The organism is Mycobacteriales bacterium (assembly GCA_035690485.1).
Lineage (GTDB): Bacteria > Actinomycetota > Actinomycetes > JAFAQI01 > DASSKL01 > DASSKL01.
In genome coordinates this window covers 28,472-51,594 of the sequence record DASSKL010000091.1, presented here as the reverse complement: position 1 = coordinate 51,594, position 23,123 = coordinate 28,472, and the positions used below count along the sequence as shown (strand labels likewise).

At 73.1% G+C, this 23,123-nt stretch carries 27 protein-coding genes; 11 read left to right on the top strand and 16 right to left on the bottom strand.

Features of this window, described 5'->3' with window-relative positions:
• Positions 1-43 precede the first annotated feature (43 nt).
• From VFJ21_13775 to VFJ21_13765, 3 genes are all read right to left on the bottom strand, one after another.
• A complete protein-coding gene (locus VFJ21_13775; GenBank protein HET7408188.1) occupies positions 44-1,120 on the bottom strand; it encodes a hypothetical protein in 1,077 nt (358 codons plus the stop codon).
• A gap of 158 nt (positions 1,121-1,278) precedes the next feature.
• Positions 1,279-1,995: a hypothetical protein gene (locus tag VFJ21_13770; protein HET7408187.1), complete on the bottom strand. Its 717-nt coding sequence runs from the start codon at positions 1,993-1,995 to the stop codon at positions 1,279-1,281.
• 128 nt (positions 1,996-2,123) lie between these two features.
• Positions 2,124-3,140, bottom strand: coding sequence for a Ku protein (locus VFJ21_13765; GenBank protein ID HET7408186.1), 1,017 nt, complete (start codon positions 3,138-3,140; stop codon positions 2,124-2,126).
• A gap of 99 nt (positions 3,141-3,239) precedes the next feature.
• Between VFJ21_13765 and VFJ21_13760 the strand changes: the two genes are divergently transcribed.
• The 6 genes from VFJ21_13760 to VFJ21_13735 are packed head-to-tail and all read left to right on the top strand — an operon-like array spanning position 3,240 to position 7,227.
• A complete protein-coding gene (locus VFJ21_13760) occupies positions 3,240-4,118 on the top strand; it encodes an EamA family transporter (protein HET7408185.1) in 879 nt (292 codons plus the stop codon).
• Positions 4,118-5,101: a non-homologous end-joining DNA ligase gene (gene ligD / locus VFJ21_13755; GenBank protein HET7408184.1), complete on the top strand. Its 984-nt coding sequence runs from the start codon at positions 4,118-4,120 to the stop codon at positions 5,099-5,101. Before VFJ21_13760 ends, ligD (VFJ21_13755) begins: the two co-directional genes overlap by 1 nt.
• Entirely contained in the window at positions 5,088-6,008 is a 921-nt protein-coding gene (gene ligD, locus VFJ21_13750; GenBank protein HET7408183.1) for a non-homologous end-joining DNA ligase, read from the top strand. Before ligD (VFJ21_13755) ends, ligD (VFJ21_13750) begins: the two co-directional genes overlap by 14 nt.
• A gap of 49 nt (positions 6,009-6,057) precedes the next feature.
• Positions 6,058-6,312: a hypothetical protein gene (locus VFJ21_13745; GenBank protein HET7408182.1), complete on the top strand. Its 255-nt coding sequence runs from the start codon at positions 6,058-6,060 to the stop codon at positions 6,310-6,312.
• Positions 6,309-6,950: a TetR/AcrR family transcriptional regulator gene (locus VFJ21_13740; GenBank protein HET7408181.1), complete on the top strand. Its 642-nt coding sequence runs from the start codon at positions 6,309-6,311 to the stop codon at positions 6,948-6,950. Before VFJ21_13745 ends, VFJ21_13740 begins: the two co-directional genes overlap by 4 nt.
• A 46-nt stretch (positions 6,951-6,996) precedes the next feature.
• Positions 6,997-7,227: a DUF3107 domain-containing protein gene (locus tag VFJ21_13735; GenBank protein HET7408180.1), complete on the top strand. Its 231-nt coding sequence runs from the start codon at positions 6,997-6,999 to the stop codon at positions 7,225-7,227.
• Between the two features lie 2 nt (positions 7,228-7,229).
• Here the strand turns inward: VFJ21_13735 and VFJ21_13730 are convergent, their stop codons facing one another.
• Positions 7,230-7,907: a ferritin-like fold-containing protein gene (locus VFJ21_13730; protein ID HET7408179.1), complete on the bottom strand. Its 678-nt coding sequence runs from the start codon at positions 7,905-7,907 to the stop codon at positions 7,230-7,232.
• A gap of 241 nt (positions 7,908-8,148) precedes the next feature.
• Between VFJ21_13730 and VFJ21_13725 the strand changes: the two genes are divergently transcribed.
• Together VFJ21_13725 and VFJ21_13720 are read left to right on the top strand one after the other, a co-directional pair.
• Positions 8,149-9,783 (top strand): DEAD/DEAH box helicase, encoded by a 1,635-nt coding sequence (locus VFJ21_13725; GenBank protein ID HET7408178.1) that lies wholly within the window; start codon positions 8,149-8,151, stop codon positions 9,781-9,783.
• Between the two features lie 9 nt (positions 9,784-9,792).
• Positions 9,793-10,284, top strand: coding sequence for a YfcE family phosphodiesterase (locus VFJ21_13720; GenBank protein HET7408177.1), 492 nt, complete (start codon positions 9,793-9,795; stop codon positions 10,282-10,284).
• Positions 10,285-10,297: 13 nt separating this feature from the next.
• Here VFJ21_13720 and VFJ21_13715 read toward each other — a convergent pair whose 3' ends face one another.
• Both VFJ21_13715 and VFJ21_13710 read right to left on the bottom strand, forming a co-directional pair.
• The gene (locus tag VFJ21_13715) at positions 10,298-10,600 is read right to left on the bottom strand and encodes a hypothetical protein (protein ID HET7408176.1); all 303 of its coding nucleotides are present in this window, start codon (positions 10,598-10,600) and stop codon (positions 10,298-10,300) included.
• A complete protein-coding gene (locus tag VFJ21_13710) occupies positions 10,597-11,445 on the bottom strand; it encodes a ParA family protein (GenBank protein HET7408175.1) in 849 nt (282 codons plus the stop codon). The genes VFJ21_13715 and VFJ21_13710 overlap by 4 nt, the downstream gene beginning before the upstream one ends.
• Before the next feature lie 159 nt (positions 11,446-11,604).
• Here VFJ21_13710 and VFJ21_13705 point away from each other — a divergent pair, with 159 nt between their 5' ends.
• Both VFJ21_13705 and VFJ21_13700 read left to right on the top strand, forming a co-directional pair.
• Positions 11,605-12,504: an alpha/beta hydrolase gene (locus tag VFJ21_13705; GenBank protein HET7408174.1), complete on the top strand. Its 900-nt coding sequence runs from the start codon at positions 11,605-11,607 to the stop codon at positions 12,502-12,504.
• 3 nt (positions 12,505-12,507) lie between these two features.
• Positions 12,508-14,142: an ABC transporter substrate-binding protein gene (locus VFJ21_13700; protein HET7408173.1), complete on the top strand. Its 1,635-nt coding sequence runs from the start codon at positions 12,508-12,510 to the stop codon at positions 14,140-14,142.
• A 10-nt stretch (positions 14,143-14,152) separates the two neighbouring features.
• On the opposite strand, the gene VFJ21_13695 is transcribed toward VFJ21_13700, so the two are convergent.
• The 3 genes from VFJ21_13695 to VFJ21_13685 all read right to left on the bottom strand — a co-directional run bounded on the left by VFJ21_13695 (position 14,153) and on the right by VFJ21_13685 (position 16,950).
• Positions 14,153-15,340, bottom strand: a complete 1,188-nt coding sequence (locus VFJ21_13695; GenBank protein ID HET7408172.1) for an aminotransferase class I/II-fold pyridoxal phosphate-dependent enzyme — start codon at positions 15,338-15,340, stop codon at positions 14,153-14,155.
• Between the two features lie 54 nt (positions 15,341-15,394).
• The gene (locus tag VFJ21_13690; GenBank protein HET7408171.1) at positions 15,395-16,246 is read right to left on the bottom strand and encodes a PD-(D/E)XK nuclease family protein; all 852 of its coding nucleotides are present in this window, start codon (positions 16,244-16,246) and stop codon (positions 15,395-15,397) included.
• A 65-nt stretch (positions 16,247-16,311) separates the two neighbouring features.
• The gene (locus VFJ21_13685; GenBank protein HET7408170.1) at positions 16,312-16,950 is read right to left on the bottom strand and encodes a DUF6758 family protein; all 639 of its coding nucleotides are present in this window, start codon (positions 16,948-16,950) and stop codon (positions 16,312-16,314) included.
• 48 nt (positions 16,951-16,998) lie between these two features.
• Between VFJ21_13685 and VFJ21_13680 the strand changes: the two genes are divergently transcribed.
• Positions 16,999-17,391 (top strand): NUDIX domain-containing protein, encoded by a 393-nt coding sequence (locus tag VFJ21_13680; protein ID HET7408169.1) that lies wholly within the window; start codon positions 16,999-17,001, stop codon positions 17,389-17,391.
• Between the two features lie 108 nt (positions 17,392-17,499).
• Here the strand turns inward: VFJ21_13680 and VFJ21_13675 are convergent, their stop codons facing one another.
• From VFJ21_13675 to VFJ21_13645, 7 genes are read right to left on the bottom strand one after another with little or no spacing between them, the layout of a single operon-like run.
• The gene (locus tag VFJ21_13675) at positions 17,500-17,985 is read right to left on the bottom strand and encodes a MaoC family dehydratase (GenBank protein ID HET7408168.1); all 486 of its coding nucleotides are present in this window, start codon (positions 17,983-17,985) and stop codon (positions 17,500-17,502) included.
• Between the two features lie 37 nt (positions 17,986-18,022).
• Entirely contained in the window at positions 18,023-19,225 is a 1,203-nt protein-coding gene (locus VFJ21_13670; protein ID HET7408167.1) for an acyl-CoA dehydrogenase family protein, read from the bottom strand.
• Between the two features lie 22 nt (positions 19,226-19,247).
• The gene (gene mscL, locus VFJ21_13665; GenBank protein ID HET7408166.1) at positions 19,248-19,727 is read right to left on the bottom strand and encodes a large conductance mechanosensitive channel protein MscL; all 480 of its coding nucleotides are present in this window, start codon (positions 19,725-19,727) and stop codon (positions 19,248-19,250) included.
• Between the two features lie 3 nt (positions 19,728-19,730).
• Positions 19,731-20,690, bottom strand: coding sequence for a CoA ester lyase (locus VFJ21_13660; protein HET7408165.1), 960 nt, complete (start codon positions 20,688-20,690; stop codon positions 19,731-19,733).
• A complete protein-coding gene (locus tag VFJ21_13655) occupies positions 20,687-21,595 on the bottom strand; it encodes a DMT family transporter (GenBank protein HET7408164.1) in 909 nt (302 codons plus the stop codon). Before VFJ21_13655 ends, VFJ21_13660 begins: the two co-directional genes overlap by 4 nt.
• Before the next feature lie 17 nt (positions 21,596-21,612).
• On the bottom strand, positions 21,613-22,164 hold the full coding sequence (locus tag VFJ21_13650; GenBank protein HET7408163.1) for a vitamin K epoxide reductase family protein: 552 nt from the start codon (positions 22,162-22,164) through the stop codon (positions 21,613-21,615).
• Between the two features lie 6 nt (positions 22,165-22,170).
• Positions 22,171-23,079 (bottom strand): DUF929 family protein, encoded by a 909-nt coding sequence (locus VFJ21_13645; protein ID HET7408162.1) that lies wholly within the window; start codon positions 23,077-23,079, stop codon positions 22,171-22,173.
• Positions 23,080-23,123: the final 44 nt, after the last annotated feature.

Here is a 23,123-nt window from a genome sequence, read left to right as displayed (position 1 = left end):
CGCGCCGGGAATTCCAAGTGTGACGTACGCCGAAGGCTCGGCCTCAGTCGCCGGGTCGCCACCAGGGACGGCGGCGCGGCTCGTCGGTCGGCCGCGGGTAGACGACCGGTCGCAGCGGCGGCTGGCTGCCCGACGCAGCCGGTCCGCCGGCCGAGCCGCCCGGCTCTGACTCGCCGACCGGCTGCCCCTGGTGGGCCACGGGCGGTTCGTCCTGGGGAGTCTCGGCGAGCTCCTCCATCTCCTCGTCCGCGTCGAGGTCGAGGCGTTCGACGATCGACCCGTCAGCCTCCTCGCCGGCACCCGGGCCGTCGGGAGCCGCCAGGGCCTCGTGGACTCCTTGCTCCTCGTAGCCGTGCGAACCGCTGCCGGCAGCGGCACCGGCGGCCGGCGTCATCACGGGCGCCGCGGGCTCGGCGCTGCCCGGCTCGTCGTAGTCGAAGCCGCCCGCCGACGTCTCCGCGGCGTAGGCCGGCCGGACCTGGCGGCGACGAAGCAGAGCCTCGGCCAGCGCGAGCACCGCCTCGTCGACGTGCGCGGCGAGCCGTCGCTCGGTGTTGGCGTGCGCGTTGGTCACGATCTCGGGCACCACGAGCCGGACCGCAGACTCCAGATCGGTGGCGCTGACCTGTCCGGCCATCAGCGTGCGGCCGAGGTCGTCGACGGCCGAGCGGACCTGGCCGGCCACGTCCGGCGAGGCCGACGACCGCTCGTCGATCGCGATCAGACGGTCGGACAACGCGTCGAGCCGCGACAGCAGCTCGTCGTGGTCCTGGGCGGCGAGCTGCTCGAGCCGCTCGGTCTGCCGCGTCACGGCTGCCTCGACGGCGGCCAGCCGCTCGTCGAGCCGGTTGGCCGCGTCGTCGCCACCCGCCGGTGCCGTCGCGTCCAGCCGCTCACCGAGGGCCTGCAGCCCCGCGCGGAGCTCCCGCGCGATGCCGTCGACGTCGGCGCGGACGTCGTCGCCCTGCTCCCCGATGGCCGTCGCGGCGGCCGCGCGTACCTCCTCGGGCAGCCGCACGAGCAGCGCCCGGATGTCGGCGAGCGCGTTGGTCAGCTGCCGCTGCTCGGACAGCTGGTCCTCGACCGCCCGGGACAGCAGCGCCTGCATACGTTCGGACATGGGGGAGCCGCCGCCGGCCGTCTCACCGCCCGGCCCTCCCGTCGACATGCCTTGCGCCCCCGGTGCAGCTTCGGTCACGTCCTCGCCTCCCGTCGTTCGCGTCCCACGGGAGTATCGCCCTTACGGCGCGAGGACGTCGCTTCGTGACCCGCCGGGGATCAAGAAGCCTGGGGAAGGAGGGGTTCCAGCCTCCGGTTGAGCGCGTCGAGGGCGGCGCGCACGCAGGCCTGGCGCACGTCCTCGCGGACGGTCGCCGATCCGGTGAGCCGTTCACTGCCGTGGCCGCTGACCATCGTCAAGGCGACGACGACCGTGCGCTCCCCACCGGTGACGGTGACCTCGACGCCCTCGACCTCGAAGCGTGCGCCGTCGCCGACCAGCTGCTCGAGCGCCCGCAGCGTCGCCGAAGCGACGGACCGGTGCACGCCGGTCGAGGTGGCTGTGCCCGTCGCCTCCCCGGTGACCGTCTGGTCGCCGTGGCCGAGGGTCACGGCCGCAGTCACCTCGAGCCCGGAGGAGACCAGCTGCATCCGCCGGATGGCGACGCGCCGGCCGGCGCGGGGCGCTTCCACGGTCTCGGCCGGGGCCGCGACGGCGGGCGCCGGAGCCGGGGTCGGACGCACCTCGGGAGCGGTCAGCGCCAGGTCGACGTCGGAGTCCTCGATCAGCTGCACGCGGTCGGCGTCGACCCCGAGACCGAAGCGCTCGCGAAGCAGGCGACCGACGTTGGTTGCGACCTGCACCTCGTCGACGCCGGGCGTGAGCCCGAGCCGGAGCAGGCCTACCCCGCCCCCATCGGCATCCGGTTCGACGTCGGCGTCCGACACACCGGGGACAGTCCGCAGCGCCGCCACGATCTCGGCGTAGTCGCTCACGGTGATGTCAGCTCCCGGAAACGCGGCCACGGTCGACGGCGAACCCGTCGACCATGACTGCTGTGTCGGTGCACTTCGCATGATGCTTGAGGGCGCAGATTAGGGACTGTCGGGCGGACGCGTGGCACTCACGCCGACTTGCGCCCAGATGCCCGCTTCGTCCCTGTCTTCGTCGCTCGTGCGGGGGTGGCTGCCTTGCCGTTCTTGCTCGCACCCGCTTTCTTCGGCGTCCGGCGGCGAGGTTCCTCCCCGGCAGCGGCCTCCTCGGCGGCCTTCTTGCGGGTCGCGGCCCGCTTGGCGGGCGCCGTCTTCTTCGGCGAAGGCCGGGCCGGTGCGGTCACCGACTCGTCGTCGGCCTGCCCTCCGGCGCGGTTGGCGCGCGCCGCCTCGACGCTCGCGCGCAGCGCGGCCATGAGGTCGACGACCGTGCCGGTCTCGCCCGAGGGCTGCTCCACCTCGACGACCTCGCGCCCGGCGACCTTGGCGTCGATCAGCGCCTGTAGCGCCTCGCGGTAGCCGTCGGTGTACTGCGAGGGGTCAAGGTCGCCCGACAGCGAGTCGATCAGCGAGGCGGCCATCGCCAGCTCCTGCGGCCGCACGTCGACCTCGTCGTCGAGGAAGCCGAAGTCGGGCGTGCGGACCTCGTCGGGCCACAGCATCATCTCGAGCACGAACACGCCGTCGCGCACCCGCAGGGTGGCCAGCGACTCGCGCTGGCGCAGCGCGACCTTCACCAGGGCGACCCGGCCCGACCGCTCGAGCGCCTCGCGCAGCAGCACGTAGGGCTTCACGCCGGCGGCGTCGGGCTCCAGGTAGTAAGAGCGGTTGAAGTAGATCGGGTCGACCTGCGCGAGCGGCACGAACTCCAGCACGTCGATCGACCGCGAGGTGGCCAGCGGGAGCTCGGCGAAGTCCTCGTCGGTGAGCACGACGACCTCGCCGGTCGCCAGCTCGTAGCCCTTGGCGATGTCGGAGAAGCGCACCTCTTCGCCGTCGAGCGAGCAGACCCGCTTGTAGCGGATGCGGCCGCCGTCGGAGACGTGCACCTGGTGGAACGTGACGTCCTTCTCCTGGGTGGCGGAGTACAGCTTCACGGGGATCGTGACCAGCCCGAAGCTGATCGCGCCCTTCCAGATGCTGCGCATGACTGCCCTCGCCCGGGTCGACGTCCGAACAAGATCACCCTACCCGTCAGGTGACCGTGTGTACCGGCTCGTCACGGCCTCGGGCGCTACCGTTCTCGGATGCAGTGGGGGCTGGCGGGCGCGTTCGCCTCGGCGGCCGTCTACGGCGTCGCGACGGTGCTTCAGGCCCTGGCCGTACGCCGCACCGAGCGGCAGGTCCGCCTCGACCCGCGGCTGCTGCTGCGGCTGGCCCACTCCCGCACCTACGTACTCGCGATGTTCTGCGAGGCGATCGGTTTCGGGTTGTCGCTGGCGGCCATCCGCACGCTGCCGCTGTTCGTGGTGCAGGCGGTCGTCGCCTCCAGCCTGGCGTGGACCGCGGTGCTCGCCGCGGTCTTCCTCGACACCCGGCTCGGGCTGCGCGAGTGGGGTGCCATCGCGGTCGTCGTCACCGGCCTCGGGCTGCTCGCGTCGTCGGCAGGCGACGACGGTCCGTCGCACGTCGACTTCACCGCGCGTGCCGCACTCCTCGGCTCCGTCGGTGCGATCTTCGCGCTCGGGGCGGCGGCGTCGCGTCGCGGCGCCTCGTCGTTCGCACTGGGCACGATCGCCGGGCTGGGCTTCAGCTCCTCGGGCATCGGCGCCCGCGTGCTCGCCGACCCGACGAGCCCGCTGCACGTGGTGACCGACCCGGCGTTCTACGCGCTCTGCCTGGGCGGGCTGGTCGGGCTGCTGGTCAGCGCGCAGGCGTTCCAGCGCGGGTCGGTGACCGTGACGACGGCAGCCGTGACCGCGACCTCGACGCTGGTGCCGGCCGGCATCGGGCTGGCACTGCTCGGCGACCACCCGAGCCCCGGGCAGGGCGTCACCGACGCGGTCGGGTTCTGCCTGACACTGGCCGGCGCGCTCGCGCTCGCCCACCGCGGCAACCCCGAGGCGGCCACCGCCGCGCCGGATCCCGGGGCCGACGGCGTACGCGTCGGCGAGACGCTCGCCTGATGCCGCTTCCCGCGGTGGCGCCGATGCTCGCCGTGGCCCGCAGCGAGCTGCCCACCGAGGACACGGCGTACGGCTACGAGTTCAAGTGGGACGGCGTGCGCGCGATCGTCTACGTCGAGGACGGCCGGGCGCGAGTGCTCTCGCGCAACGACCGCGACGTGTCGGTCTCCTACCCGGAGCTCGCGTCGCTGCCGGCCGCGCTCGGCGGCCGGGCCGTGATCCTCGACGGCGAGATCGTCGCCCTCGACGCCGCCGGGCGGCCGTCCTTCTCGCGGCTGCAGTCACGGATGCACGTGACCGACCCGTCGGCGGTGCGCCGGCTGGCCGCCGAGGTGCCCGCGCGGCTGCTCGTCTTCGACGTGCTGCACCTCGGGGGCACGCCGACGATCGGGCGCCCCTACGAGCAGCGTCGCGACCTGCTTGACTCGCTCGCTCTCGACGGCCCGCACTGGCAGACCCCGCCGTGGTTCTCCGGCGCCGGCTCGCCGGGTGAGGGGGAGGCGGTGTTCGCCGCGTCGAAGTCCAGCGGGCTCGAGGGCGTCGTCGCGAAGCGGCTCGGCTCTCACTACTTCCCCGGCCGGCGGTCCGACTGCTGGCTGAAGGTCAAGCACGCGCGCATGCAGGAGGTCGTCGTCGGCGGCTGGAAACCCGGCCAGGGGCGGCGGACCGGCGGTCTCGGGTCGCTGCTGCTCGGCGTCTACGACGAGACCGGCCTGCGCTACGCCGGGCACGTCGGCACCGGCTTCACCGACCGAGCCCTGCGCGAGCTGCAGGCCGACCTCGCTCCGCTCGCGGCGGACGACCCGCCGTTTGCGGAGCCGGTGCCGCGGGAGCACGCCCGCGACGCGCGGTGGGTACGTCCCGAGCTCGTGGGCGAGGTCGTGTTCACCGAGTGGACCCAGGACGGGCGGTTGCGCCACCCGTCCTGGCGCGGGCTGCGTCCCGACAAGGCACCGGCGGAGGTGGTCCGTGAGCCCGGCTGACCCACGCGTCACGGTCGAGGTCGACGGCCGGCGCCTGTCGCTGTCGAACCTCGACAAGGTGCTCTACCCGGAGACGGGGTTCACCAAGGGCGAGGTCATCGACTACTACTCCCGCATCGCGCCGGTGCTGCTCCCGCACCTCGCCGACCGGCCGCTGACGTTCAAGCGCTACCCCGAGGGCGTCGAGGCGGAGCCGTTCTTCCAGAAGAACGCGCCCTCCCACGCTCCCGAGTGGGTCCGGACCGTGCCGCTGCCGACGCCCGGCTCGACGAAGTCGCGGACGGTGACGACGTACGCCGTGGTCTGCGAGCTCGCCACGCTCGTCTGGGCCGCGAACCTCGCGACGATCGAGTTGCACGTGCCGATGTGGAAGGTCGGCAGGGACGGCGCGGCCGCGCCGCCGGACCTCATGGTCTACGACCTCGACCCGGGCCCACCGGCGACGATCGTCGAGTGCTGCGAGGTGGCGCGGCTGATCCGGGCCGCGCTGGGCGAGGAGGGCCTGTCGGCGTGGCCCAAGACCAGCGGCTCCAAGGGGCTGCAGCTCTACGTGCCGCTCGTCCCCGGACGTCCGTGGCAGGACGTGCACGGCTACGCCCGCCGGCTGGCCGAGCGGCTGGAGCGCGACCGGCCGGACCTGGTGGTGAGCAACATGAAGAAGGCGCTGCGCCGCGGCAAGGTGCTCGTCGACTGGTCCCAGAACAACGCGGCGAAGACGACCGTCGCCGTCTACTCGCTGCGGGCGCGGGCCGCGCCGACCGTGTCGACGCCGGTCACCTGGGCAGAGGTAGAGGATTGCCGCAGTCCGGACGACCTGCGGTTCACGTCGGCCGAGGTGCTCGCCCGGGTCGAGGAGGTCGGCGATCTCTTCGCGCCCTTGCTCGACCCCGATCAGCGCCTTCCCTGAGCGGTGGGGGACGCTGATCCCAGCCGCCACCGCACGTCGAGGAGGAGACATGCCCGACTTCGAGACCCCCGGTGACGACGAACTCGAGCAGGAGCAGTCGGCCACGGACGCCGAAGCGGCGGTGGAGCGAGCTGGAGCGACCGAAGTCGGGGTCGAGACGCCTGAGGCCGACGCCCAGGAGCAGCGGCAACCGCTGCACGGCGACGAGGCGCCCTACCGGCCCACGCTGCCGGTCGAGGCCGACGAGGCCGACGCCGCCGATCAGGCGCGCGAGGTCGAGCTCGACGAGGACGAGTACCGCTGAGCGAGGAGCCTTCCGCGTCACGCCGGCGGCTGCCCCGCAGCGCCCGGCGCCGCCAGCTGCTGACCGCGGCCCAGGAGGTCTTCGTCGCGCAGGGCTACCACGCCGCGGCGATGGACGACATCGCCGAGGTCGCCGGGGTCAGCAAACCCGTGCTCTACCAGCACTTTCCGGGCAAGCTCGAGCTCTACCTCGCGCTGCTCGACGAGCACTGCGACGCGTTGGCGCGTGCCGTCCGCAAGGCGCTCGCGTCGACGACCGACAACCGGCTTCGGGTCGCCGAGAGCATCCGCGCCTACTACGACTTCGTCAGCGACGAGAGCGGCGCGTTCCGGCTGGTGTTCGAGTCGGACCTGCGCAACGAGCCCGCTGTCCGCGACCGGGTCGAGGGGTCCCTGCGCTCGTCGGTCCAGGCGATCGCCGACACGATCGCGGCCGACACCGGCCTGTCGGGGGGCGAGGCCGAGCTGCTGTCCTGCGGGCTCGAGGGCCTCGCGGAGATCAGCGCCCGCTGGTGGATGAGCGTCGGCGCGGAGCAGCACCTCGACAAGGAGCGCGCGATCGCGCTGATGACCGGCCTGGCCTGGCGGGGCATCTCCGGCTTCCCCCGGGCAGAGCCGCAACCGGAGACCGGTCACTAGGCTTGCGCTCAGGCGTTTCCCGACAGCGCGACGAGACGGAGGATCCGTGGAGGTCAAGATCGGGGTGCAGTACGCCCCCCGCGAGCTCACCGTCGAGAGCGCCCAGACCGCCGACGAGATCGAGAAGGCCGTCGCGGCCGCGGTGAAGACCGGCTCGGGCGGCGTGCTCTCGCTCGTCGACGAGAAGGGCCGTCGCGTCCTGGTGCCGGCCGAGAAGTTGGCCTACGTCGAGATCGCGGAGTCGGAGACCCGGCGGGTGGGCTTCGGCGCGGTCTGAGCTCAGGCCGACAGGCCGAGCGCGGCCATCCGCTGCGAGTGCCGGTCGGTGAGCCGGGTCAGCAGCCGAGCCACCTCGGCGATGTCGCCGCTGCCGCCCACGAGCAGGCGGGCCAGCGCCTCGCGGTCCACGGCCACCCGCTGTGCCTGGGTCAGCGCCTCCCCCACGAGCCGGCGCGCCCACAGCGCCAGCCGGCCGGCTGCCGTCGGGTCGTCGGTGGTGAACTGCCGCACCCGCTCGACCGCGAACCCCGCGTGCCCGGTGTCGGCGAGCACCTCCAGCACGAGCGCCTTCGTGTCGGCGTCGACGTACTCCGCCACCTCGCGGTAGAAGTCGGCGGCGATCGAGTCGCCGACGTAGGCCGTGACGAGCCCCTCGACCCAGTCCGACGTCGCCGTCGACTCGTGCCAGGCCTCGAGCGGGGCGACGAACGGGCGCATGGCGTCCTCGGCGTTGACCCCCATCTCCTCGAGGCGGTCGTGCAGCCGGCGGAAGTGGGCGAACTCCGCCGCCGCCATCCCCGCCAGCGCAGCCTTGTCGGAGATCGTCGGCGCGAGCTTGGCGTCGGCGGCCAGCCGCTCGAACGCCGTGAGCTCGGCGTAGGCCAGCACCCCGAGGAGATCGATCACTGCCTGCCGGTAGGTCTCGGGGTCCATGCCGGCGCCCGGGGTGGTGGTCACCGTCGCGACACTAGCGTCGCCGCCGGACGGGAACACGATCACCGGGTAGCATGTTGTACCGGACGGTGACACGAGGTCACCGACTGTCCGGCGCCGCGTCGCGGCACCGAGACGTACGACGAAAACCGCGGAGCGCCGAGCATCGGCGTATGCGAGGCGTCGCCGCCCCCCGGCTCCGGCCGGGCGCGGGCAGCGATGCGGCGCCACGACCGGCCTCCGCACTGCGGAAGGCTGTATTCGTTTGACCACGTTCGCCGAGATCGGCGTCCTGCCCGAGACCGTCGCCGCGCTAGCGGCCCAAGACATCCACTCCCCCTTCGCGATCCAGGAGCTGGCGATCCCGCTGGCGCTGCAGGGTCACGACCTGATCGGCCAGGCCCGCACGGGCACCGGAAAGACCCTGGCCTTCGGCGTACCGCTGCTGCAACGGCTGGAGGTGCCCGGCGACCGCCTGCCGCAGGCGCTGGTCGTCGTGCCGACCCGCGAGCTCGCGGTGCAGGTCGCCGAGGACCTCGAGAAGGCCGGTGCGACCCGCGGCATACGCGTGCTCACCATCTACGGCGGCCGGGCCTACGAGCCGCAGATCGAGGCGCTGGCCAAGGGAATCGACGTCGCGGTCGGCACGCCCGGCCGGCTGCTCGACCTCGCCCAGCAGAAGGCGCTGGACCTGTCGCAGGTCCGCACCCTGGTCCTCGACGAGGCCGACCGGATGCTCGACCTCGGGTTCCTCCCCGACGTCGAGCGGATCCTCGCGCTGGTGCCCGACGAGCGGCAGTCGATGCTGTTCTCGGCCACCATGCCCGCCGAGATCGTCACGCTGTCCCGGCGCTACCTGAACCAACCGACGCACGTGCGCGCCGAGATGCCCGACGAGACGGCGACGGTGCCCGCGACGCAGCAGCACGTCTTGCAGACCCACAACCTCGACAAGATCGAGGTCCTCGCGCGGCTGCTCCAGGCCGAGGGCCGCGGTCTCGCGATGGTCTTCTGCCGCACCAAGCGGATGGTCGACCGGGTCGCCGGCGACCTCGCCGAGCGCGGGTTCGCGGCCGCTGCCGTGCACGGCGACCTCGGCCAGGGCGCGCGCGAGCGCTCGCTGCGGGCGTTCCGCAACGGCAAGATCGACGTGCTGGTCGCCACCGACGTGGCCGCCCGCGGCATCGACGTCGAGGGCGTGACCCACGTCGTCAACTACGACTGCCCAGAGGACGAGAAGGCCTACCTGCACCGCATCGGCCGCACCGGCCGGGCCGGCGGGTCCGGCGTCGCGGTGACGTTCGTCGACTGGGCCGAGCAGGTCCGCTGGAAGCTCATCAACAACGCGCTCGACCTGCCGTTCCCCGAGCCGGTCGAGACCTACTCGACCTCGCCGCACCTCTACACCGAGCTGTCGATCCCGGCCGGGACCGGCGGCACGCTGCCGGAGGACCGCCGTGTCCGCGCGGGGCTGACGGCGGAGAAGCTCGAGGACCTGGGCGAGACCGGGCGCTCGCACCGGGAGCCGCGGTCGGGCGGCCGGCAGCGCGGCTCCTCCGAGAGTTCAGGTCGTGGCGCGAGCGGCGATCGCCGCCGGTCCGCCGGCCACGCCGCCGGCGAGCCCGCCGAGGCCTCCACCGAGCGGGAGCGGCCGGCGCGGCGCCGTCGCGGCGGGCGCACGCGCACCCGGTCCGGCGAGCCGCTCGCGACGGCCGCGGAGCCCACCGCAGCCAACGCCCCTTCGACGCATCCCGACCATGCCGACGCGGCCGATCGCCTGGGTGCCCAGCGCGCGGCCGGCCCGACGCCGGCACGGCGCCGTCGCCGCCGCCGCTCGGGCCAGGTGTCGACCGGCACGGTCGGCACGGGCTACGAGGGCACCGAGGCCGAGTCCGCCTGACCCGCGCGAGTGCGGCTGCTGCTGGTCTCCGACACGCACGTCCCCCGGCGGGCGCGTGACCTCCCGGCCGCGTTGTGGGCGGCCGTCGACGCCGCCGACGTGGTCGTGCACGCCGGGGACTGGGTCGACGCCGCGCTGCTCGACCGCCTGGAGGCACGGGCGCCGCGGCTGATCGGCGTGTGGGGCAACAACGACGGGCCCGAGCTGCGGGCCCGCCTGCCCGAGGTGGCGCGGGCCGAGCTGGCCGGCGTACGCCTCGCCGTCGTCCACGAGACCGGCAGTGCGGCCGGCCGCGAACGCCGGTGCGCCGCGACGTTCCCCGACACCGACGTGCTGGTCTTCGGGCACAGCCACATCCCCTGGGACACGACCGCGGAGAGCGGCCTGCGGCTGCTCAACCCCGGATCGCCGACCGACCGGCGCCGCCAGCCGCACTACACCTACCTGACCGCGACGGCGGCCGACGGCCGGCTGACCGACGTGACCCTGCACCGCCTCTGAGCCGAGGCCCCCGCTACAGGTGGATCGACAGGCGCGCCCACGCGCGCTGGTGGCAGGCCGGGCAGCGCACCAGCGAGGGGTAGCGGCGGCGCAACGGCCACAGGTGCAGGCTCGGGACCAGCGTCGCGACCGCCCGCAGCGGATCGACGGCCGTACGCCGACCGCAGCGCGAGCAGGCGACGACGAGGGAGCCGGGGACCGACACCTCTACGCCGTCGGAGAAGAGCGCCCGCCGGCCCGAGAGGTCGGCGCGCTCGGAGGGCAGCGACGCGTCGCGGTCGGGGGTGCGCGGCCGGACCCGGTCGAACGTGCTCACCGGGGGACCTGCGCGAGGTCGATCACGACCGCGGGCTCGGGGCCCGGCTCGGGCACGACCACCGCGGGATCCGCGGCGGGCATGCCCATCAGCGTCCGCGCCAGCGCGCGGTAGGCCTGCGCGCCCGGCGTGCGGCCGGCCGTCCTGAGCACCGACCGGCCCGCGGCCGGCGCCTCGGCGAACCGCACCGACTTCGCGATCGCCGGCTCGAGCACCGGGAGCCCGTAGCGGGACGTGACGTCGGCAAGCACCTCGCGGGCGTGGGTGGTGCGCGCGTCGTACAACGTCGGAAGGACCCCGAGGACTTGCAGGTCGCGGTTGGTGAGTCGCTGGACCTCGTGCACGGTGTCGAGAAGCTGGCCGACGCCACGGTGCGAGAGCGTCTCGCACTGCAGCGGGATCATCACCTCGTCGGCAGCCGTGAGCACGTTGATCGTCATGACGCCGAGCGAGGGCGGCGAGTCGAGCAGCACGACGTCGTAGGCGGACAGCTGGTCCTCGAGGGCGCCGCGCAAGGCGAACTCGCGGCCGGTGCGGGTGAGCAGCATCGCCTCGCAGCCGGCGAGGTCGATGGTGGCCGGCAGGAGGTCGGGCCCGTCGGCCGTCGGCTGCACGGCCATCCGGGCCGACACCCGGCCGAGCAGCACGTCGTGCGTCGAGAGCTCGAGGGCCTCCGGGTCGAGACCGAGCGAGAACGTCAGGCACGCCTGGGGGTCGAGGTCGACCAGCAGCACCCGGCGGCCGAGCTCGTGCAGGGCGACCCCGAGCGAAGCGACGGTCGTCGTCTTCGCGACCCCGCCCTTCTGGTTGGCGACGGCGATGACGCGGGCGACACCAGCAGGCACGGCAGTCCAGCTTCGCGAGGAGGAGAGGAGCGCGCCTCGGATGCACCGCTTCGGGCGCGCCTCAGGACGCACGTCCAGGGTAACGGCAGGTAGGCTTCGGTCGCGGCCATATCGCGGGAAAAACGCCCGATTTCGCCGCATTCTCTCTGTCCTGAGGTGGTGTCTGCGCTGAGCGTTCCGCGGACGATGGCGCGCGCCGCCAACGTGCACCCGTGCCGGCTCCCCGCGGGGCCCCTTGGCGACCTCGCGGCGCTGCGCGCCGACGTCCCGGCCGCCGCCCCTCGCCGGTCCCCGGTGCTGCTGGTGCCCGGGTTCACCGGCAGCAAGGAGGACTTCCAGGCGCTGCTGCCCCTGCTCGCCGCCGCCGGTCACCCGGCCTGGGCGGTCGACCTGCGCGGGCAGTACGAGTCGACCGGCCCCGACGACGAGGCCGCCTACGCGATCGAGGCGCTGGCCGCCGACGTGGCCGTCGCGTTCGACACCGTCCGCGACGGCGCGCCCGCGCACTTGGTGGGTCACTCGTTCGGCGGGCTCGTCTGCCGGCGGGCGGTGCTGTCGGGCCTGACCGGCGTGGCGTCCTACACCTTGCTCGGCAGCGGGCCGGCCGGCATCCCACCGCCGACCGCCGACACCCTCGGTTTCCTGCGACCGATCCTCGAGCAGGGCGGCGTCGCCGCGGTGTGGCAGGCCGCCGACCAGCTCAACACCGACCCGGCCGCGATCGCCGCACCCCCCGACGTGCGGGAGTTCCTGGGCGTGCGGTTCCTCGCCAACAACCCGGCGGGGCTGGCCGCGATGGCGCAGGACCTGGTCGGCGAGCCGGATCTCACCGACGCGCTGCGCGACCGCGGGCTGCCGCTGCTGATTGCGCACGGCGCCGCGGACGACGCCTGGCCGCCGGCCGTCCAGAAGGAGATGGCGGCCCGGCTGGGCGCCGACTACGTCGAGATCCCCGACTCGATCCACTCGCCGGCGGTCGAGAACACCGAGCGCACCGCCGAGGTGCTGACCGGCTTCTGGCAGCAGGTCGAGACCGCCGCCGCCACCGGAGCGCGCTGAGCCGTGCCCGCACCGTGTCATCGCCGGATCGCTCGGCCGTTGGCGACCGTCGCGACCGTCGTCGCGCTCACCGCGACGCTCGGCGGCTGCACGTCGTCCGCCTCGACCCAGCCGGGTCCGTCGACCCGGGCCACCGGTGATCGCGGCGGCACGCTCCAGGTGCTGGCGGCGACCGACGCGATCCGGCACCTCGACCCGCAGCGGATGCGCACGCCGGCGGAGGCCGACCTGGGCAGGCTGCTCTACCGAGGGCTGACGGCGTTCCCGGCGACCGCGAGCGACCGGCACGCCGTGCCCGACCTCGCCGCCGCGCCCGGCCGGCCGAGCGACGACGCGAAGACGTGGACCTTCGCCCTCCGGCGCGGCATGCGCTTCCAGGACGGCAGCGCGATCACCTCGGCCGACGTGCGCCGCGGGGTCGAGCGGGCGTTCACCCCGGCCTTCGGCGCTCCCCCGGCCTACCTGACCGACGTGCTCGACTGCGGCAAGGGCTACGCCGGGCCGACGACCGGCGACTGCCCCGCGATCGACACCCCCGACCCGGACACCGTGGTCTTCCACCTGCGCCTGCCGGTCGGCGACTTCCCCGACGTCGTGGCACTGCCGGCGTTCCTGCCCGTCCCGGAGGGCGACGACCTCGACACCCACCCGGTCTCATCGGGCCCCTACCAGGTCGCCGACTACCAGCCGGGGCAGCGGCTGGTCCTCGAACGCAACCAGCAGTGGGACGCGGCCAGCGACCCGATCCGCGCCGCGCTGCCGGACCGGGTCGAGGTCGCGCTCGGGCAGGACCTCGACTCCGTCGTACGCCGCCTGACCGGGCCCGCCGGCAACGGTGACGGCGACGGCGCGACCGCGGTGCCGCTGGGCATCGCGCTGCCCGTGGCCGACGCCGGCGCGACGGCCGACGACAAGGCCCGGCTCGACCGCGGCTTCGAGGACGGCGTCGACGCGCTGGCGCTGAACACGACGGTGCCGCCGCTCGACAACGTCGCGGTGCGCACCGCGCTCGTCTACGCGGTCTCCCGCGCCGGCTACCGGGAGGCGCGCGGCGGGCGCGCGGCGGGCGAGCCCGCGACCACGCTGCTGTCGCCGGCGCTGGCGGCCTACCGGTCGTTCGACCTCTGGCACGCCCCGGCTGACGGTGACGTGGCCAAGGCGACGGCGGCGCTGTCGCGGGCGGGTTATCCCGACGGCTTCACCGTGACGCTGGACGACAGCGGCGATGCCGCGGGCGGCCGTGCGGTCATGGCGGCGTTGGAGCGGGCCGGGGTCACCGTCCAGCTGGCGAAGCCGGGCCAGCAGCCCGTCGGCATGACGCTGGTGCACCTCGTGCCCGACCGGCCCGCCGCGGCCGACGTGCTGCGCCCACTGCTGTGCACGTGCGGCGACCACAACGTGTCGCACTACGCCAGCGACGACGTCGACCACCGCATCGAGGCGGCCGAGAAGCTGACCGTGCCCGCCGCCGCCGAGCAGGCCTGGGCCGAGGTCGACATGCGGGCGCTGCAGGACGTGCCGGTGATCCCGTTGCTGCACCGCCAGGTCACCCGCGTGCACGGGGCCAAGGTCGGCAACGCGCGGCTGTCCCCGGCCTACGGCGAGGAGTACGACCTCGCCGCCCTGTCGGTCTCCTGAGCCGGCGCTCTCAGCCCAGGCGGCGCAGCCGCTCCCCGGCGTCGCGCAGGGTCTCCAGCCGCTTCGGGAAGGCGAAGCGGATCTGGTCGCGGCCCTCGGCCGGGTCGGCGTAGAACGACGAGCCCGGCACGGTGGCGACGCCGATCTCACGGACGAGCCGGTGCGCGAGCGCCACATCGTCGCGGCCGGGGTCGACGCCGGCCGCGTCGCACAGCACGTAGTAGGCGCCGTCGGGCACCCGGAAGCGGAAGCCCGCACCGGCGAGCACGTCGCAGAGCAGGTCGCGCCGCTCGCGGTAACCCGCGGCGAGGTCGTCGTAGTAGCTCGCGGGCAGCCGCATGGCGGCGACACCGCCCTGCTGAAGGGGGGCGGCGGCGCCGACTGTCAGGAAGTCGTGGACCTTGCGGATCGCGCCGGTCAGCGCCGGCGCCGCGATCGCCCAGCCGACCCGCCACCCGGTGACGGCGTAGGTCTTCGACAATGCGTTGATCGTGACCGTCCGGTCCTCGAGGCCGGGCACGGTCGCGGGTGGCACGTGCCCGCCGGGGCCGAGGTAGTGGATGTGCTCGTAGATCTCGTCGGTGACGCAGATCGCGTCGTGCCGCTGGCAGAGGTCGGCGATCAGCTCGAGCTCGTCGCGACCGAAGACCTTGCCGGTCGGGTTGTGCGGCGTGTTGACGATGACCGCCCTGGTGCGATCGTTGAAGGCCGCCCGCAGTTCGGCCTCGTCGATGCTCCAGTCGGGCCGGTGCAGCGGGACGAAGCGCGGGATGGCGCCGGCCAGGATCGTGTCGGGCCCGTAGTTCTCGTAGTGCGGCTCGAAGAGCACCACCTCGTCGCCGGGGTCGACGAGGGCGAGCATCGTGGCGATCATCGCCTCGGTGGAGCCGCAGGTGACGCACAGGTCGCGGTCGGGGTCGACCTGCCAGCCGGGATAGGTGCGGGCGACCTTCTCCGCGATGGCGGCTCGGAACTCCGGCGCGCCCCAGGTAACGGCGTACTGGTTGACGTCGGCGTCGATCGCGGCCTTGGCGGCGGCCTTGAGCTCGGGCGGGCACGGGAAGTCGGGGAAGCCCTGGGCCAGGTTGACCCCGCCGTGCTCGTTGCACAGCCGGGTCATCTCGCGGATGACCGACTCGGTGAACGTGTCGGCCTTTGCGCTCACCCGCAGCCGTCCGGATGCCACCGCCTCAGTCATGGGTCGACATTCTCATGGCAGTGCCGGCGCGGCGACCTCGCCAGTGCGCACTGCCTACTCGGGCAGCACCTCAGGCTCGGCGAACTCGTCGGCGAGCCCGGACCAGGGATCGGCGGGCGGTCCGGCGGCCCGACCCTCGGGGCAGTGCGCGGCGAAGTCGCACCACGCGCACTGGCGACCGGGCCGGGCGGGGAACTCGCCCGCCGCGACCCCGGCCACCGCGTCGGCCGCGAGGTCCTCGGCCCGTCGCAGGTGGCGCTGCAGCGCGTCGTCGCTGTGCTCGTGAGCGACCACCTCGCCGCTGGGCAGGTGGTGCAGCTCCACCCGGCGGCAGCGGCGGTGGAGCACCCGCTCGGCAGCGAGGGCGTAGAGGGCGAGCGCCAGCGAGCCGCGGGTCTCGTCGGTCGTCGGCACCCGCCGACCGGTCTTGTAGTCGACGACGACGAGCTCCTCGCCGCGGCGGTCGAGCCGGTCGAGCCGGCCTGACACCGCCAGCGTCTGCGTGCGGAACGCCACCGTGCGCTCCACCCCCACCGGCTCGTCGGCCGGGTCCAGGGCGCTCACGTGGGCCGCCACCATCTCGCGGGCCCGCAGCCGCCACCGCTCCGCCTGCTCGTCGTCACGGAACCCGTCGGCGGACCAGGCCCGGTCGAGCAGCTGCCCGGCCGACCCGACCGTGCGCTGCGGCCGCGGCAGGTGCCACCAGGCGGCGATCGCCGCGTGCACGGCGGCGCCGAGGCTGAGGTGGGCCCAGGGCGGCCCCTTGGCGGGTCGCGGCCGATCGAGGTAGGTCATGCGGTAGCGACGCGGACAGTCGAACCACGTGAGCAGCCGGCTCGGGGTGCACGTGAACAACCGCTGCGGCATGCCGGGCAGCGGGTCGGCGCGCACGTCGGTCGTGGTCATGCGGCGATCGTGCCTCGCCACCCCGACAGAACGGCAGCCCGACGCGCCGCGCTGTGGATGCGCGATCAGACAGCGGGCGGGCGCAGCCGGTCGGACAGCGGGGCGAAGTCGACGTCGGGGCAGACCGGTCGCTCGCGCAGGTCGGCCAGCGCGAGCCCGTCGTACAGCAACACGCCGGCGGCGTCCGGCCAGACGACCACCCACAACCACTGCGCCATCGCCTCGCCGACGAACGCCGCGCGGCCGTCCACCCCGTCCAGCGCCCACAGCGCGGTCGGGTGGCCATGGGTCTCCACCTTCGCGTGCGGCGCGCCCTGGTCGAACCCGTCACCCGGGTCGGGTCCGGGCAGCCCGGCGTAGCGGGCGCCGAGCCCGACGCCCGGCTCCTCGGCCACGACGACCATCTCGCACGGCCCGCCGAGCGGGCCGGCGCCGTTCATCGAGAGCAGCGTCGCCCGGGCGCCGGTGCGCTCGTCGCCGGCGTAGCCGAAGCCCGACACGACCCAGGAGGCGGGCATCGGCCACCGCATCCACACCGGCACCCTCGCCAGCGCCACGACGTGCTCGAGCGGCTCCCGGCCCGGGTGCGGCAGGACGTGGAACGGGTGCACCGCACCGTGGGTCGCGCACTCCCACGCGCTCGACCACAGACCCGGCGCGCGCAGCGGACCGCCGCAGCGCGGGCAGGTCGGCTCCGGTTGCACTCCGTCACGGTCACCCGGCGACCGGCGCGGGGTCAATACCCTGCCGGGATGGCGGTGGTCCGGGCGGTCGGGGCGGTCATCGTGGACGATTCCGGACGGATCCTCCTGATCCAGCGCGGGCACGAGCCGTCGGCGGGCCTGTGGACGGTGCCTGGCGGACGCCTCGAGCCCGGCGAGTCCGACGAGGCCGCGCTGCGTCGCGAGATCCGCGAGGAGACCGGCCTCGACGTCGTGGTGGGGCCGGTGGCCGGCCGGCTCGAGCGGGAGGGCCCGGGCGGTGCGACGTACGCCATCACCGACTACGTGTGCCGGGTGACCGGCGGCTCGGCCGCGGCCGGTGACGACGCGGCGGACCTGCGCTGGGTCACCCGCGATGAGCTGGCCGCGCTCCCGACGACCGAGCGGCTAGCCCAACTGCTGAGCGACTGGGGTGTCTTCTGACACCCAGCCACCTCGTTCTGGGTGAATCTGCTGCCCTGCGTCCACCACCGATACCCGGGATAGCCGGCGGCAGCGGAACCCGCCAGGCGGACCCGTCAGACGGACCCGTCAGACGGCGGGGCGGCCCGGCTGCTCGTCCGTCACCGCGGACCGTTTCGGCACCATCACCTTGCGGCGGAACACGCAGACCAGCGTGCCGTCCTGGTTGTGGCCGCGGGTCTCGACGTGGACGATGCCGCGGTCGGGCTTGGACGACGACTCCACCTTGTCGAGCACGGTCGTCTCGCCGTAGATCGTGTCGCCGTGGAACGTCGGAGCCACGTGCTTGAGCGACTCGACCTCGAGGTTGGCGATCGCCTTGCCGCTCACGTCGGGCACCGACATGCCGAGCAGCAGCGAGTAGATGTAGTTGCCCACCACGACGTTGCGGCCCTGCTGCGTCGTCGCCGCGTAGTTGGCGTCGAGGTGCAGCGGGTGGTGGTTCATCGTGATGAGGCAGAAGAGGTGGTCGTCGTACTCGGTGACCGTCTTGCCCGGCCAGTGCTTGTACGTCGCGCCGACCTCGAACTCCTCGAAGTAGCGGCCGAACTGCATGCCGGCAGTCTCTCAGCACGGCGTACGCCGCAGGACCTCAGGTCTGCAGCTTGTAGTCCTCGAGCAGGCGGCGGCCGACGATCATCTTCTGGATCTCGGCGGTGCCCTCGCCGATCAGCAGCATCGGCGCCTCGCGGTAGAGCCGCTCGATCTCGTACTCCTTGGTGTAGCCGAAGCCGCCGTGGATGCGCAGGGAGTCCTCGACGACCTCCTTGCAGTACTCGGCGGCGAGGTACTTGGCCATGCCGGCCTCGAGGTCGTTGCGCTGCCCGGAGTCCTTCTTGCGGGCGGCGCGCACCATCATGTGGTGGGCGGCCTCGACCTTGGTCGCCATCTCGGCGAGCTTGAACATGATCGCCTGGTGCTGGGCGATGGGCTTGCCGAACGTCTCGCGCTGCTGGGCGTAGGCGATGCCGAGCTCGAACGCCCGCAGCGCCACCCCGCAGCCGCGCGCCGCGACGTTGACGCGGCCGACCTCGATGCCGTCCATCATCTGGTAGAAACCGCGACCCAGCCCCTCCGCGCCGCCGAGCACCGACGTCACCGGCAGCCGGGTGCCGTCGAAGACCATTTCGGTCGTCTCGACGCCCTTGTAGCCCATCTTCTCGATCCGCGGCGGGATCGTGACGCCGTTGCCGGCGTCGCCGAAGCCGGGCGTCTTGTCGACGAGGAACGTCGTCATGTTGCGGTAGACCGAGTCCGCGCCCTCGTCGGTCTTGACCAGCGTCGCGACGACGGCCGCCCGGGCGCCGTTGGTCAGCCACATCTTCTGGCCGTTGACGACGTAGTCGTCGCCGTCGCGCACCGCGCGGGTCTTGATGGCCGACACGTCGGAGCCGCAGCCCGGCTCGCTCATCGAGAACGCCCCACGGATCTCGCCGGTGACCATCCGCGGCAGGTAGTGCTCGCGCTGCTCCTGCGTCCCGTGCTGGCGCAGCAGGTAGGCCATGATGAAGTGCGTGTTGATGATCCCGCTGACGCTCATCCAGCCGCGGGAAAGCTCCTCGACCACGAGCGCGTAGGTGAGCAGCGACTCGCCGAGGCCGCCGTACTCCTCCGGGATCATGAGGCCGAACAGCCCCATCTCCGCCATCCCGTCGACGATCGCCTGCGGGAACTCGTCCTTGTGCTCGAGGTCGGTGGCGTAAGGCAGGATCTCCTTGTCGACGAACGCCCGGACCGTCGCCAGGATCTCCTGCTGTACGTCGGAAAGCCCGTCGGTCTGCGCCAGTCGTCCCATGCGCAGGAGTATCCCCGCCGCGTCAGGTCGTCCGGGCGGTGGCCTGCTCGTCGACGGGCGGCACCTCAACGGTGCAGAAGGCGCAGCGGGTGGCGTCGGCCGGGATCGCGCTGCGGCACTCGGGGCAGTCGCGGGTCGGCGTCGTGACGTCGGGCTCGGTCTTGAACCGCTCCATCAGGATGTTGACCGGCACCATGACGAAGTAGTAGACGACCGCGGCGAGGATGACGAACGACAGCACCTGGTTGACGAAGTTGCCCCAGCCGAACTTCGAGCCGAGGAAGGTCACGTACCTGTCGGCGAACGCCGTGTTGTGCGGCAGCGCGATGTTGACCAGCGGCGTGATGAAGTCGGCGACCAGCGCGTCGATGACCGACTTGAACGCCGCGCCGATCACGATGCCGATCGCGAGGTCGACGACGTTGCCGCGCAGGATGAACCTGCGGAAGCCGCCGGCACGCAGGTCCTCGGCGAGCTTCTGACCGGGGATCGGGAGCGTCACGGGCTACTCCGGAGGCTGGAACGACTGCGTCCGGGCCATGCCGGCGGCCCGGCCCTTGCCCGCGATGACGAGCGCCATCTTGCGGGACGCCTCGTCGATCATCTCGTCGCCGAGCATCGCGGCGCCGCGCTTGCCGCCGGCCTCCGAGGTGTACCACTCGTAGGCCTCGAGGATCAGCTCGGCGTGGTCGTAGTCGTCCTGCTTCGGCGAGTAGACCTCGTTGGCCGCGTCGATCTGCCCCGGGTGCAGCACCCACTTGCCGTCGAAGCCGAGGGCCTGCGAGCGGCGGGCGACCTCCTTGTAGCCCTCGACGTCCTTGATCTGCAGGAACGGGCCGTCGATCGCCTGCGCGCCGACCATCCGAGCGGCCATGAGGATCCGCATGAGGATGTAGTGGTAGGGGTCGGCCGGGTAGTCGGGGTTGAGCCCGCCGACGACCAACGACGGCATGTTGATCGACGCCATGAAGTCGGCCGGGCCGAAGATGACGGTCTCGATCCGGTCTGAGGCGCGGGCGATCTCGTCGACGTTGACCAAGCCCTCGGCGGTCTCGATCTGCGCCTCGATGCCGATGCGCCGCTCGAAGCCCATGGTTTTCTCGACCTGCGTGAGCAGCAGGTCGAGCCAGACGACGTGCGAGGCGTCCGCGACCTTGGGCAGCATCAGGCAGTCGAGGTTGGCGCCGGCCCCCTCGACGACCTCGATGACGTCGCGATAGGTCCACTTCGTCGTCAGGTCGTTGACGCGTACGACGCGGACCTTGCCGCCCCAGTCACCGTCGTTCAGCGCAGCGACGATGTTCTTGCGGGCCTCCTCCTTGGCCAGCGGCGCCACGGCGTCCTCGAGGTCGAGGAACACCATGTCGGCGGGCAGGCCCTGGGCCTTGTCCAGCATCTTGACGCTGCTGCCGGGCACGGCGAGGCACGAGCGGCGGGAACGGAACGGGCGGGAGGCGGCGGTCACTGCACGGATGCTACCGAGCGGGTTCGGCGGGACGTGACGACGAGGGCGACGCCGGTGACCAGCAGGACGAGCCCGGGCCACACGCCCGCGGGCGGGCGCTGCCCCAGCCACAACCCGGCGATCAGGGCGGCGCCCGGCACCTCGAACAGGATCGACACCGAGACGACAGTGGCACTCGTCGTACGCAGCACCCGGTTGAACACCGAGTGGCCGAGCAGCTGCGCGCCGACGGTCAGCGCGGCCAGCTTGGCCCACGCCTCCGGCGGGTAGCCGGCGAGCGCGTCGCGGTGCGCGGCCGCCATGACCAGCAGCAACAGCGCGGCGACGAGGTAGCAGACCGTCGTGTAGGCCGTCGTGGAGACCGTCCGCCGCGCCATGCCGCCGGCGGTGACGTAGGCCGCGGCGAAGACGGCCCCCGCCAGCGCGAGGCCGTCGCCGGCCAGCGCGCGGGCCGACACGGTCACGTCGACGCCGGTGACGACCGCGGCGCCGAGCACGGCGACCGCGATGCCGACCCAGGCGCGGGTCGGGACGCGCGCACCCTGCCGGCGGGCGATGAGAGCAGCCCAGATCGGTTGCGTGGCGACCAGCGCCGTCGCGGAGGCGACCGAGGTCATCGTCACGCTCGGTACCCAGGTGGCGAAGTGCGCCGCGAGCAGCGCGCCTGCCAGCGCGATCAGCCGCCGCTCGCGGCCCTCGAGCCCGCGCAGCGCGCCCCGCGCCAGCGACCAGGGCACGAGCACACCGCTGGCCATCGCGTTGCGCCAGAAGGCGATGGCCAGCGCGGGTGCAGCGGTGGCGGCGATCAGCGGGCCCGACGTGGAGACCGCCGCCAGCGCGACGACCATGAGCGCCGCGTCGACCGGCGGCGGGGCGTGCACCGCCTCGGGAGGCGCGGCAGGCACCAGGGCGGGCTGGGGCACTAGGCCGGCCCGGCCTCCGCGAGCTCCTCGTCGTGGTCCTCGTCGTCATCGACGTCGTCGAGCGGCGTCCACACGGTCGCGATCGCGACGGTGGCGAGCAGCAGGAACGTGATGGCGTGCACGGCCGTGCAGTAGAGGCAGATCGCGTCGATGAGGAACAGCTCGGCGAAGACGAGGTAGATGACCATGCCCATGCCGGCGACCATCAGACCGAGCCGGCCCCAGCGGACCAGCGGCGACGTGTTGCGCCACAGCTGGGGCAGCATCGCGACCGTCACGACGAGGTAGTAGCCGAGGCCGGTGACCGCGACCGGGATCACCCCGAAGATCATCGACTCGCCGCTGCTGGTGACCTTGGCGCAGTTGACGACGCCGGTGTCGGGGCAGGCGAGCACGACCGACGAGTTGTAGTGCGCGTCGGTCAGGTAGGCGGAGATCCCGAGGCCGACCAGCGCGAGCAGCAGCGTGACCGGCCAGGCCCACCGGGGTGGCCGCCAGCCGTCGTCGGCGACGGCGGTCGCCGTGCGCCCCGGTGTCCCGATCGCGGCCACGTCAGCTCACTTCTTGGTGCTGAGCTGCTTCTGCAGGGCGGTGATCGTCGGGGTGTTGCAGACGTCGCCCGGGTTGTTGTCAGTGATCTTGCAGATCGTCGCGGTCAGCGCGTTGGCCGCCCCGACGATGCCCTTGGCCACGTCGGAGTTGGGCTGGTCGAGCTGGTCGGCGATCTGCTGCCACGTCATCCCCTGCAGCCCCGACACGTCGAACGACGCGCCGCTGGAGGCGTACTGGTTGGCGAAGTCGAGGAACGGGATGCCGCCGCCGGTGTTGTACTTCGTGTAGAGCGCCTGCTGCGCCTTCGTGAGCTTGTGCAGCGGGGCAGGCGGGCCGGCCGCGGTGTCGCTCGTCTGGGTCTCCACGCCGGTGAAGGCCACGTAGTCGCTGGTGTACTTCGCGTCGCGGAACGAGAACGTGTGGATGTCGGAGGGGCTGTCGTTCTTCGCCGACTGGGTGATCTTCAGGTTGTCGAACGTGCCGAAGCGTGACAGCGCGTTGATCAAGGCCCACCGCTCGCCGCCGCAGAACGGGCAGTACTCCGCCCCGACGTAGAGGACCTCGGGCTTGCCGTCCTTGGTCAGCTTGTCGCCCTGGATCGGCTGCGGCAGCGACTTGACGGCGCCGGCGCCGACGCTGCTCAGCACGGCCGTGGGCACGCCGGTCACCTTGTCGACCACGGCGGCCGGGGCCGGGCTGACCGCGACCGCGGTGCTCGAGCCACTGCTGCCGTTGTGCGTGACCTTGATCGCGACGAGCGCGCCGACGATCGCGGCGACGCCGATGACGCTGCCGACGACCGTGAGGATGCGGCGGCGCCGGTCGGCCCGGCGCTGCCTGGCCCGCTGCTCGGCGATCTTGGCCTTCGTCGCGCGATCGGGCTTCTTGCCGGCGCGCGGCGTACTGCTGCTCACATGTGCCTCCTGCGACTCCCGCTCAGGGTAGCGGGCAGGGCGTG